Annotated in this window: 10 protein-coding genes; 7 read left to right on the top strand and 3 right to left on the bottom strand. The window is 53.9% G+C overall.

All coding sequences use genetic code 11. The features are described from left to right. Positions 1 to 84 precede the first annotated feature (84 nt). Positions 85 to 2109, top strand: coding sequence for a DUF3604 domain-containing protein (locus EYC82_RS06305; protein ID WP_279248699.1), 2025 nt, complete (start codon positions 85 to 87; stop codon positions 2107 to 2109). 127 nt (positions 2110 to 2236) lie between these two features. Here the strand turns inward: EYC82_RS06305 and EYC82_RS06300 are convergent, their stop codons facing one another. After that, positions 2237 to 3772, bottom strand: coding sequence for a M48 family metalloprotease (locus EYC82_RS06300; RefSeq protein ID WP_279248698.1), 1536 nt, complete (start codon positions 3770 to 3772; stop codon positions 2237 to 2239). Positions 3773 to 3806: 34 nt separating this feature from the next. Here EYC82_RS06300 and EYC82_RS06295 point away from each other — a divergent pair, with 34 nt between their 5' ends. Then, on the top strand, positions 3807 to 4673 hold the full coding sequence (locus EYC82_RS06295) for a transporter substrate-binding domain-containing protein (protein ID WP_279248697.1): 867 nt from the start codon (positions 3807 to 3809) through the stop codon (positions 4671 to 4673). Here the strand turns inward: EYC82_RS06295 and EYC82_RS06290 are convergent, their stop codons facing one another. Next, a complete protein-coding gene (locus EYC82_RS06290; protein ID WP_279248696.1) occupies positions 4674 to 5675 on the bottom strand; it encodes an NADPH:quinone oxidoreductase family protein in 1002 nt (333 codons plus the stop codon). A gap of 2 nt (positions 5676 to 5677) precedes the next feature. Further along, positions 5678 to 6880, bottom strand: a complete 1203-nt coding sequence (locus EYC82_RS06285; protein WP_279248695.1) for a CaiB/BaiF CoA transferase family protein — start codon at positions 6878 to 6880, stop codon at positions 5678 to 5680. A gap of 412 nt (positions 6881 to 7292) precedes the next feature. On the opposite strand from EYC82_RS06285, the gene EYC82_RS06280 reads away from it, so the two are divergent. The 5 genes from EYC82_RS06280 to EYC82_RS06260 all read left to right on the top strand — a co-directional run bounded on the left by EYC82_RS06280 (position 7293) and on the right by EYC82_RS06260 (position 12390). Continuing rightward, positions 7293 to 7988, top strand: coding sequence for a DUF3313 family protein (locus EYC82_RS06280; protein WP_279248694.1), 696 nt, complete (start codon positions 7293 to 7295; stop codon positions 7986 to 7988). Between the two features lie 129 nt (positions 7989 to 8117). Then, entirely contained in the window at positions 8118 to 9719 is a 1602-nt protein-coding gene (locus tag EYC82_RS06275) for a hypothetical protein (protein WP_279248693.1), read from the top strand. Positions 9720 to 9744: 25 nt separating this feature from the next. Next, the gene (locus tag EYC82_RS06270; RefSeq protein ID WP_279248692.1) at positions 9745 to 10560 is read left to right on the top strand and encodes an enoyl-CoA hydratase/isomerase family protein; all 816 of its coding nucleotides are present in this window, start codon (positions 9745 to 9747) and stop codon (positions 10558 to 10560) included. 1 nt (position 10561) lies between these two features. After that, positions 10562 to 11575: a TIGR03617 family F420-dependent LLM class oxidoreductase gene (locus tag EYC82_RS06265; RefSeq protein ID WP_279248691.1), complete on the top strand. Its 1014-nt coding sequence runs from the start codon at positions 10562 to 10564 to the stop codon at positions 11573 to 11575. Beyond that, entirely contained in the window at positions 11575 to 12390 is an 816-nt protein-coding gene (locus tag EYC82_RS06260; RefSeq protein WP_279248690.1) for a crotonase/enoyl-CoA hydratase family protein, read from the top strand. Before EYC82_RS06265 ends, EYC82_RS06260 begins: the two co-directional genes overlap by 1 nt. Positions 12391 to 12477 lie beyond the last annotated feature (87 nt).

Raw genomic sequence — 12477 nt, 5'->3', positions numbered from 1 at the left:
CTCTCGCACAAACGCTTTCGGGCTGCCCTCTTGTGCAGAGAAACCAAGCGGCAGTCACCCGCCTATAACGCCTGAGGATATTCCATGCTTCGTAGCCTTATACTTACCTTGTCACTCCTCTGCTTGGTCCCCGCTTGTGGCGACAGATCTCTATCCGATGAAGCCAATGATTTTGGTGGAAGAAGTGGCAGTACCGATGATCAGCAGCTCAAGCCCGTACTTGATCTTCTGGATCGTACGTCTGCTCCACCCAATACAGAGCGAAATGCGTATTTTGGGGATCTGCATGTGCACACCGAGTATTCCTTTGACGCTTACTCCTTCGGCACGACGGCGACTCCTTATGATGCGTATCGGTTCGCCCAGGGCGAGGCGATACAACACCCGAGTGGATATCAGATACAGCTACGTACGCCACTTGATTTTTATGCCGTCACCGATCACGCAATGTTTCTCGGACTGGTGAAAGAGGCAGCAGACACATCTACGGAATTTTCTGAATACGCCGTGGCCGAGTCGGTGCACGATATGAATCACCCCTCAAATATGGGAGTCGATAGTGTATTGCAACGGGTGGGAAACTTTGCCGGTTTCGTTCCTGATACGCTGGAAGGAATACAGGCCGGCACGATCAATGAAGACCTGGTAAATGAGGTTGGTCGTCGAGCGTGGTTGGATATCGTGGAAGCAGCAGACCTTTACAACACCCCGGGAAGGTTTACTACTTTCGTTGGATACGAATATACAACCAGCTCGGACGACCGCGGAAATCTGCATCGTAACGTGATTTTCCGCGGTAGCGACAAGTTGCCGGCTCTGCCATTTTCGCGATTGAACTCTCTGAACCCTGAAGATTTGTGGGATTGGATGGACAACCTGCGGGATCAGGGTATTGAGAGTCTGGCTATTCCTCATAACTCTAACGGATCGAATGGTCAGATGTTTAAACTGGTGGATTGGGCGGGTAATCCTCTTGATGAAAATTATGCTCTGCAGCGCATGCGAAATGAACCGTTAGTAGAGATTACACAGATCAAGGGGACTTCTGATACGCACCCGCTATTGTCTCCCAATGACGAGTGGGCAGACTTCGAGATATATAAGTTGCGCGTAGGCACAAGCCTTCCCAGTAAGCCCGATGGCAGCTATGTAAGGCAGGCATTGAAGAATGGTCTTTTATTGGAGCAACAGGGCATCACCAATCCATTTCAGTTTGGTTTTGTCGCCGCAAGCGATACCCATGTGGCGGCCACCACAGATGATGAATCTAATTTTTTTTCCAAGGCTGGAATCCTCGATGGCGAACCGATAGGGCGTGGCTCCGTTCCTGCATCGTTTCTCTACGGCGCGGTAATAAAAATGATCGCGCCGGGCAATCTTAAGGAAGTTGAAGGTCGCGAGTATGTCGCGGGCAGTGGATTTGAAAGCTGGAGCGCGTCCGGGATCGCCGGTGTCTGGGCAGAAGAGAATACCCGGGAATCCATCTATGACGCATTCCGACGCAAAGAGACCTTTGCTACCTCTGGTCCAAGAATTAAGGTTCGTTTCTTTGCCGGCAATAACTTTGACTCGGCCATGCTGGATGCCGACGACCTGATAGCCCAGGCCTACGAGCGTGGAGTTCCCATGGGGGGCGAACTGCAGGCAGGCGCAGGTGCTCCGACCTTCCTGCTCTGGGCGGCGGGCGATCCTAGAGGAACGCCATTGCAGCGGCTGCAGGTGGTCAAGGGTTTTATCCACGATGGTGAGCCGATGGAAAAAGTCTATGACGTAGCCTGCTCGGATGGGTTGTCTCCCGGTACGGATACGTATCGCTGCCCTGACAATGGGGCGAGGGTTAACCTCGCGGATTGCTCCACAACGAATGACGTGGGAGATCCCGAGCTTTTAACTGTTTGGCAGGATCCTGAATTCGATAGCGAGGAGGCTGCTTTTTACTATTTACGCGTACTGGAGAATCCGACATGTCGCTGGTCTACCTGGGATGCTATTCGCGAGGGCGTTGAACCTCGGCCGGACCTGCCAGCCACGCTGCAGGAGCGTGCGTGGAGTGCCCCGATTTGGGTGCGTAAGCTATCCGAAAACGAGAATACAGCACTGCCGCTTTGACGCGCTGGGTTGCGGCTAGGCTCCCATGCCGCCGTAACCGGCTCGAGATTGTGCAATGCACGCCTGCCCAGCAGATGGATCATGTCATGCAATACGCTGTCGCCACTCTATTTCTTTAGTGTCAGCACTAACCAAAATTCCTTAACGCTCGATCAAGGTTGTGAAAGAAGGCAATGCGTGTGTGTATACGCTCAATGGTTACTGCGTTGGTTGCCAGCGGTAGAGCGTAGTTGAGTTGTTCTATGGCCTGCTTCATCGCCCCGTTTAGCATAAAATACTCTGCCCGGGACTGGTGAAGCCCTAAAATATTCCCTCCTTTCCCTTGTACTTCGGCCAGCAGGTACCAGAGATTGACATCTGAAGCGTGCTGTCTCGCGTGTCGAGACAGAAGTTTGTCTGCCTTGCTGTAATAACCACTTTCAAAATAGGCTCGGCCCAGTGACATCGTAATCGGATGATTCCCAGGCGAGAGCGACAACATGGAATTCAGTTGCGTAATAGCGGTCTCATAATCTTTTGCGGCGATGTTGATATCCGCTTCGGCAAGGCCGTAAATAATATTATTCGGAGCGAATTCTCGCATGGGTTTGAGTAGCTCGCGGGCCTCGGTCAAGTTACCATTCTCTGTCAATGCCAGTATGAGTCCATACTGTGCGGCCACTGCATTGCGACCGCCTCGTGCCCGACGCCGACGAAACTCAGCCGTCGCTTCTTTCGTATCGCCAATGAAGCTCAGATCAACTCTTGCGCGCATAAGCTGAAAGGTGGGGTTGTCCTCGTAGATCCGTCGTGGGTAGGTGGCTGAGCGGTTTTTTGTATCGGCGATGCGGTTTTCCGTCAGCGGATGTGTAAGCAGGAACTCGGGCGGTCGTGATCCATAGCTTCGAGACGCCTTCTGCATGACGGTAAACATGCCCGCCGCTCCTCCGGGATCAAGGCCAGCATTGACCTGGTTTTGCATGCCAACGCGATCCGCTTCCTTTTCAAATTGACGGCTGTAACGCAGCTGGCTGTTCTGTGCGGCGGCCTGGCCGCCCATCACTGAGGCTATGCCGGCATCTGCCGCCCCTGCAGCAATCATGACCAATCCGCCCAGCAGTCCTGCAATCGATGCAGCAGAGGACTTTTTCTGCGCTTCAAGGCCTCGTGCGAAATGCCTTTGACTCAGATGTGCCAGCTCATGGGTCAGTACAGAGGTGAGTTGCGCCTCGTTCTGGGCCTTAGAGATTAACCCGCTGTGAATGCCCACGATGCCGCCCGGAACGGCGAACGCGTTAATCGTCTTGTTCTCAACCAGTACGACCTCAAGACGCCTTTCCCGAAGCTGACTGCTCGCGGCGAGACGGAAAATGAGATTTTCCATATATTCCTGTAATACAGGGTCTTCGAGAATAGGTGCCTGTCGGCGAAACGACATAAGCCAAGCACGGCCGAGAAAGTATTCCTGGTTGAGCGATACGGAGTTTCCCTCGCCAAAACCGGGTAGTTTGTCGCCTTGGTCGGCCACAGACAGGGGTGTGGCAATAAGCAACGCGAACATGATGGACAGGATGCGGATCATGGGGATGAATAATAGCATCTGCGTGGCGTAGAGGGTAATAATAGCTGATGTGCTGGTGCTTTCCCGCTTCGCCTCTTTCTGCACAATAGCCTGATGTAGCAAACACTCGGCAAGGCTCTTATACTAGGTGCGATACGTGAAGCCTCAGATGATTACCGGATTACTCATGCACAATTTTTTTAAACACCGCGGCGTGCTGATCGGTCTCTTGTTGAGTCTGGTTGCAGTCATTTTTCCTGGGGCATCTGTAGCGGAGACGCCGGTCCTCACCGGAGTTATCGAGAGGGATGCACTGCGGGTCGGCATGTCGGCGGATCAGCCACCTTTTACCTTTCGTAGCAGGATGGGGTCCGTCGTCGGTTTCGATGTGGAGCTCGCTCAGGCCATGGCTATTGCCATGAATCTCGAACTGAAAATCGTTGAGATACCGTTCGGTGAATTGTTGGTCGCCCTCGATCAGGGGCGCATAGATATGGTCATGTCGGGGGTTGCGATCACGCCTCAGCGTGCCAGTAAAGTGACTTTTATCGGCCCTTATACCCTGTCAGCCAAGTCTTTACTAACAACGGCAAGAGTCAAACAGGCCGATATTTCGACGGCAGAATTTAATCATTCAGAGGTTCGGGTGGTGGCGCTGGAGAACTCCACGAGCGCTCTTTTTGTAGAGCAAAACCTGCCAGAGGCGTCACTGTACGCCATTAAGTACTATAGCGAGGGTATAGAGGAACTGCTGTCGGGTAAGATCGACGCGATGGTCGCTGATATTCCTATCTTGAAATTGGCGATGCTGCGTAACCCTGAGGCAGGGCTGGGAATTATCGAACCACCGATTGCTGTAGAGCCCATTGGAATTGCTATTCCTGGGAATGATGCCCAATTCGCCAATCTGGTCAGAAATTTCTTAACTGCGTTTGAAAAGACTGGTCTGACCAGCGCTCTGCGTAAGCGTTGGCTTGAGAACGATGACTGGATAGCCGCCGCGGCTGTTCCGACTGACAAATAGTCACTCGTGCGGGCGAGGCTGGATACGCACGACAATCTTGCCTTCTACTCTGCCTGCTGCGATATGTTCTATCGCTTTGCCGCCCTCTTCAAAATTGAATGTTCGATTGCCGACAATTTTGAGATCACCTTTCTCCCAATGCGATAACAGGTCGCCGTGAATGCCTGCCATGAACTGAGATGAATAGCCGACCGGCATTGCACCAAGCAGAGAAATATTTTTTGGCAGGGTTTCTGGCAGTGTGATGGCTGGCCATTCACCACTGGCATAGCCGATGATGACGAATCGACCCTCAAACGCAGTTGCGGAGAATCCTGCTCGTCCGGCTTTACCGCCAACAGGGTCATAGACGACAGAAGCACCGACGCCATTGGTCAGTTCCAGTGTTTTTGTGGCGATGTCTTCACAGCGATAATCTATCACCGCATCAGCACCAAGGTGTGTGCAAAAAGCGGTCTTGCTCTCTCCACCAGCGACCGCAATGACGCTTGCGCCCTTTGCTTTTGCGAGCTGAACGGCCGCACTGCCAGAGCTGCCCGAGGCACCAAGCACGAGCACGGTATCGCTACTGCGCATCTGTGCTCGATGCACCAGTCCCACCCAGGCAGTTTGAAAAGGAATAAATAACCCCGCCGCTTCTTCGCCACTCATCGTGTCGGGCACCGGAAATGCCATGGGCGCTATGAGCAAACACTCTTCTGCTAAACCGCCATGGCCCAGCTGAAAAGCGGTAGGGCCCATTACGCGCGTACCCAGCAGTGCGCTATCTACGTTCTCGCCTACCTCGGTCACGGTGCCCGTGGCTTCCTGGGAGGGGGTGAAGGGCAGGGGGGGCACGAAGGGATAGTTATTACGGCACATCAAGACGTCAGGGAGCCCGAGCCCAGCGACCTCCACCGTAATTTTAAGTTGATCCCGGCCCGGTTTTACAGTGGTTACATTCTCTTCCATCGTGAGTACGTCGGCAGGATCGCCAAAGTGTTTTACCCGCCATGCTCGCATGACTATGCCACCGCCTGCGACTGGCGCAGTGCTTCGATATCTCTTTCGCTGTAGCCCGCTTCACCAAGAATTTCATCCGTATGTTCGCCGTACCGAGGTGGGTGGCGACGAAGAGTGGCTGGTGTCTTTTCGAAAACTCCGGGATAGCGGATAAATCGAGTCGTGCCGCCTCGCGGATCGTCGGCATCAAATACGGTGCGGTTGTGTTGTACCTGAGGGTCACCCATGAAATCTTCCACATTATAAACTGGTGCAAAAGGCACGTCGTGTTCCTTCAAGGCGGCGAGTGTTTCCCGCCACGGCCGATTGCTGAATTCTCCATCGAGCAGGGTGATCATTTCGTTGATATTTTTGAGCCGGTCGCCCAACTGGGCGAATCGTTCGTCTTTAGCCAGATCCTCTCGGCCAAGAGCCTTGCAGAGATTGGCATACTGCTTATCCTCGATGGGCATACCTACGAGGTAGCCGTCCTTGCAAGTCCAGACGTGGAAGATATCCGGGAGAAATTTCTCTGCCGGTTTCACCGGGCGAAAGGTTTCACCAGTCAGGATGTCCGGTAGCGCAATCTGCGCATAGGCGTTGATCATAGGAACGTGCACCATTTGGCCTGTCCCACCGTTGCGCTCTCTTGCCAGCAGCGCGGCCAGTGCGGCAGAGGCTGCAGTAATCGCTGCGGTTTTATCGGCAATCACACTGCGGATCATCTGTGGCGGACCCGCGTTACCTTGTGTCGGCATTGTACCGGCCATACCCTGCACCACGAGGTCGTAAGCGGGTTGTTCGCAGTAGGGCCCATCCGCACCAAACCCCGACACCAGCACAAATATGAGCCCAGGATTTTGCTCTCGAAGACTCTCGTAACCAAAGCCGAGACGCTCGGCAACACCCGGGCGATAGTTGCAGATAATTACATCGGCGCTCAGGGCTAGTTTGCGGACAATATCAATGCCCTCCTGAGATTTCATATCGACGCAGATGGCGCGCTTGTTGCGATTAAACTGCGAAAAAAACCCGTTAATACCATCTCGTTCCGGTGGGCCGGTCCAGCGCGCCGTGTCTCCCATGATGGGCTCTACTTTAATAACATTAGCGCCCAGGTCGCCAAGATTTTGTCCCGCCATCGGTCCTGATACCATCGTGCCGAATTCCAAGACGGTGTAGCCCGCGCAAGGACCACGGGTATCATCAGGTCTTGCCTCTTCCATCGTTACTTGCTCCCTGAGTATAAAAATTCGCAGGTCGCACTGTAGCACGCGCCTGGATCTACTGTCCTGCACTCCGTATTCATCGTGGCAATATTTTGATTCGGTCGCAGCGACCTGGCGGCAGGGTGTCGATTCCGTTGTTATGCCGTATGTGTGAACAGCGCCGCCTCGGTTTTACGCGCGACAGTTACCAGGAAAATACGCCCTGATTTATCACGTATCATGCGCCTGTTTACTTTTCTTGCTTGCTTCCCGTAGATTCACAATTATAGACTTGCAAGCATTCTTTGTTATTGAGGACGCGTGAGGTTTTGAGGGTATTTATCGAAGCGGGCATCAGGCAAGTCCGGGGCAGGTTTTTTTACCGGGTAAACAATACGAATATTAATTCTTTCAAAAAAGGTAATCCGACATGAGCATGCTCACAGAAAAAAGGCGCGCCATCATGGCGTTATTCATCATGGTGTTGTGTCTACCCGTTTATGCAGCGCAGAAGAGCGGCGAGTCAGAGCAGGGAGCAGAGCGCACCTTTGACAATTTGGTGAAAGTTGAAAATTCGAGTGTTGCGGAGGCGTTTATCGATCCCGATGCCGATTTTAGTGTGTTCAAGCGTGTGGCGGTTCTGGAGCCCCATGTGGCGTTCCGGACGAACTGGCAGCGGGATCAAAACCGGAGTCGCGCCGGGCGAGTGACCGTGAGGGATATGGAACGCATCAAGTCCGATGTGGCGACTCTTTTTGCACGCGTGTTCACTGACCGTCTGGAGTCAGCAGGCTATGAGGTGGTGGAAGTCGCTGCGGATGATGTGCTTGTGGTGCGGCCTGCCATTATAGATCTGGACATCACCGCGCCGGATACTCGCACCCCGGGACGTAGTCGCAGCTTCACCACGACGTCCGGCGCAGCGACACTCTACATTCAGCTGTTTGATTCAGTGTCGGGAGAGATTCTGGGTCGCGCGGTAGATAGGCGCACTGCGCGCGCGCCCAGCGGTGTTGTTCAGTGGAGTACCAGTGTGTCTAATCAGGCGGATGCCCGTCGGATCTTTGGGCGTTGGGCTGACAAGTTGATCGATTTTCTCGACCGACACCACGGCGAAAAACCGTAGGCTTTCGCCGTTATTTTTGCCGGTGATTGTTGACCGTTTCCGTCATGGGTTAACCGTTGCCGGCGACCTACTATCAGTGCTAACAACGGACTGTTCAAGATCCAACGAGGTATTCGGTGTGGAGAAATTATGATCTTCAGAGTTACTATTGGGCTATTTTTAACTATTCTTGCCGGTTCCCTGCACGCGGCCAACCCGCCGCCGGTTAATACCTTTCTGGCCGACTCCAGTTACTCTCTGGCCCATGGCAACCCCGCGCAGCAGGATGCTGTGCTTCAAGCAGGACCTGCGGGACCATCCCGGAAGTTGCGAACGGAAGAAATTCAATACCAGCACGTAGGGCCAGCTCATTTTGGAGCTGTCACGTCGGGTGTCTATGCCGATGGAAAACGGGTGTTTTGGAGTAATGGCATCGACCGCATTGTCAAGATCGACTACGACAGTTGGGAGCTTATCGATGAATATATTTTCCCCGGCGTTGCGGTATATGACGAGGCGCGGGCAGACGAGTCAATAAGACAATTTGAGCAAAGCAACGATGGGATAGTATCGATATACCGGGCCTTCAGTGAAATGAATAAACTGCGTGATCTTGCCAATCTCTATACCGTATTGGATCGTGATCACACCTATTATGTCGGCAGTAAAACAGGTCTGATAACTACCTACGGCGATGCGGACCCTCTTGTTGCCCAATCACCCATTGTGAAGAAAGAGCAATTTCAGTTGCCAGCCGAAATGACGGGGCCCGTGATGGGCCTGAATATGACATATGACGGTTGGCTGATTGTCGCTACCGAACATGGTTATATCGCGGCGGTAAACACTGACTTCAGCGAGGTCCATACAATTCGCATGCTCCACAGTGCGGGCGCGGAAGACAAGGCGACAGGCGCTGCGGGGAAAGGCTGGGTGCGTAATGGTTTTGCTATTGATGACGAGGGTGGTATCTATATCGCATCGCAGGATCATATGCACAAGGTTGTGTGGACGGGTGAGCGGCTGAGTACTGACGAGAAAGATGGTGCGTGGACGGCTCGCTATCTGAATGAATGGGGGCAGGGTTCAGGCGCGACACCGTCCTTGATGGGTTTTGCTGACGAAGACCGCTTCGTGGTGATTACCGACGGACAAGACCTGATGAATGTGGTGTTGTTTTGGCGGGATTCCATCCCAGAGGGCTGGCAGGCGCCTGAGGGCGCGCCCGACCAACGGATTGCTGGCATGTTGCCAGCCAATATGGGCGATCCTGCGCTTGCAGCGTTACAGTCGGAACAGTCGGTGGTGGTTGCCGGTTACGGTGCCCTTGTGGTGAACAATACGCCACGCAACATTCCCTGGTATCTGCCAGAGCGGGCGTCGACTCTTTTGATCTCTTTACTCGGCAGCAACCCCGACTATCAGCCCTATGGAGTGCAGAAGTTCCATTGGAACCCTATTAATCGGCGGCTTGAAAATAGCTGGGTAAATAGCGCTATTAGTTCGCCCTCAACCGTGCCTATGGTCAGCGTTGGCGCTAATCGCGTCTACTTTGTTGGGGCCAGGGAGAATCAGTGGACGCTGGAGGGCCTCAACTGGGATACGGGCAAGTCAGAGTTCCACTATGTAATAGGTGGACAGCGTTATAACGGTTTATTTTCCGGCACCCTGATCGACGAGGATGGCAGAGTGCATTTCGGCACGCCATGGGGGCGAGTGCGGCTCGATGTACCGATCACCAGTGCTCCCTAAAACTTTGTCTAAAAGGAGATGACAAGTGAGCGAAGAATTAACGCTGGACATCAATGAAGGCATCGGTCTGATCACCTTCAATCGACCTGACGCAATGAACACGTTTAATACGACTATTCGCGAGGGCTTGGGTGAGTATTATCGTCAGTGTGATGAGGATGACTCAGTGGTTGTACTGGTACTGACCGGTAGTGGAAATGCCTTCTGTGCAGGAGCGGACCTTAGCGGCGACGGAGATACATTCGGGGCGGGGGAAACGACAGATTTCAGTTCGTGTCCCTTGAGTATGCAGGCATGGGACTTGCGTAAGCCGGTAATCGCAGCGGTTAATGGCCATGCGTTAGGGGTTGGCCTTGGGATAGCGATGCAGGCGGACATGCGGATCTTTGCCAGTGAAGGGAAGTATGGGTTTCTGCAGAACCGTCGCGGCGCACTCGTGGATTTCGGTATGGAATACCTGTTGCCGCGGATCGTCGGATTCGAGCGCGCATTCGAGTTAATCGTCAGGGCTCAAAAACTCACGGGTGCTGAGGCCGGGGAGTGGGGTCTGGCGTCTCGCGTTGTCTCGGCAGATCGTGTGCTTGAAACCGCGCTGGAGATTGCCAGGGATATGGTGATCAATTGTTCTCCACTGGTTATGGGCATGCACAAGCGCCTGCTCTGGCAAGGACTCGATATGGGGCGGGAGGCGCTGGTCGAGTGGGAGACCAGGGCCTTGCACGATACCTTGTCTCGAGCGGATGCCATGGAAGGGGGTATGGCCTTCTTTGAGAGGCGGAGTCCGCGCTGGACTACCAATGTGCCGCGGGACTGGCCAGCCGATCTAATGGATGGAGACTGATTTGAAGATTGATGCATCGTTGATGTTCGATCCAGTGCGCAATGGCGCTATGGCTGCTGAGTTGGAAGCCCTGGGTTTTGATGGTGTATACAGCTTCGAGGGACGCCACGATCCTTTTATGTCCCTTGCCAGTACCGCCGCCACAACGAACGAAATGGACTTGATGACTTCAGTCGCCATCGCTTTCGTTCGTAACCCCATGAGTCTCGCCTATCTCGCTAACGATTTACAATTGATGTCTAATGGACGTTTCATACTCGGGTTGGGGACACAGGTGAGGGCGCATGTTGAGCGGCGCTTCAGCATGCCCTGGTCGAAACCTGCAGCCCGCATGCGCGAAACCGTTCAGGCGGTACGTGCCATATGGGGCAGCTGGAATAGTGGTGAGCGTCTTGCTTTTGAGGGCGAATTCTATATCCATAACCTGATGCCGCCGACATTTAGTCCCGGCGAGAACCCTCACGGTGCGCCGCCGATCTATGTTGCCGGTGTCGGCCCCCTAATGACACAAGTGGCAGCTGAAGTCGGTGACGGCTACTTTGTGCATCCATTTCATACGGAGGAGTCATTCGAGCGCCTGTCAAGGCCAGCCCTTGCGCGTGGCCTGGAAATATCGGGGCGGGCGTCTGGCGATTTTACCGTGTCTGCGCAGGTTGTAACCGCCGTCGGAGAGACTGAGGAGGCGCTCCAGCAGGCTCTTTTTTCGGCGCGTAGCCAGATCGCGTTTTATGCCTCTACGCCCGCCTACAGGCCTGTACTGGAAGTGCATGGCTGGGAAGACTTGCAGCCCGAGCTACAGGCTATGTCTCGAGACAACCAGTGGCTGAAAATGGCGGGATTGATCAACGATGAGATGCTACATGCCTTCGCGGTGACTGGTTCGGTTGAGCAGGTCGCAGAGCAGCTTGTGGCTCGCTGTGCCGGACGCATGGATCGTATCAGTCCGGTCATCTATCAGCCTGATACCGAACAACTGGGGCTTATGGTGAGCGCTCTGAAGAAGGCTTTGCAATAATGACCAGCCCAGCGCTGCATATTGAGGTGGAGCACCATATCGCGCATGTCAGGCTCAATCGTCCGGAGGCACACAATGCCATCAACGGCGCAATCTTCGAAGGGCTAAGAGACTATGCGCGAACAATAATTGAGGCACCCGGTGATGTGCGTGCCATTGTACTGTCAGGAAACGGTAAAAGTTTCTGCGCCGGACTCGATATGGGTTTCCTTGCCGAGATGATGGAAGGCGATCTGGATGATGGACGGGAAGATGTGGTAGACGCACTGGAGGATGTGAGCAACGCAGGAGCCAACCGAGCGCAGCAGGTAGCGTGGTTATGGCAGGAGATTCCGGTTCCCGTCATTGCTGCGATTCATGGCGCTGCACTGGGCGGGGGTTTGAATCTAGCCCTTGGCGCTGATATGCGCGTTATACATCCGGCTGCGAAACTCGGCTTTGTTGAAATAGATTTTGGTTTACTGCCGGATATGTCTGCGACACAGTCGCTGCGCCGGTTGGTTCCGCTTGACCGCATCAAATACCTCGTTATGACAGGCCAGAAATTTAGCGGGGAAGAAGCAATGGCTTACGGCCTTGCCACCCAGCTAAGCGCATCGCCTGTTGAGGATGCCCTGAAAATCGCCGGTCAGATTGTATCGCATAACCCGGAGGCGGTGCGCGCGGCCAAGTCACTGCTCAATGAGTCTGCGTTGGTGAGTGTCGCCGATGGGCTTGCACTGGAGACGCAGGCAATGCGTGGTCTGCTCGGAACGCCTAATCAATTGGAAGCGATTGCGGCCCACTTTGAGGCTCGAAAAGCAAAATTCGTATAGTCAAAAGACGACTTCAGCGATGCTATTTGAAGCTATAAATCGCGTCGCTAAAACTCACCGTGTGACGGTTTTAGTCGCGCGAGCTAG

The sequence above is a fragment of the Candidatus Marimicrobium litorale genome (genome assembly GCF_026262645.1).
In the GTDB taxonomy this organism is placed as follows: domain Bacteria; phylum Pseudomonadota; class Gammaproteobacteria; order Pseudomonadales; family Halieaceae; genus Marimicrobium; species Marimicrobium litorale.
Note: the sequence above shows the minus strand (reverse complement) of the source record. Positions and strands in the feature narration are given on the sequence as shown.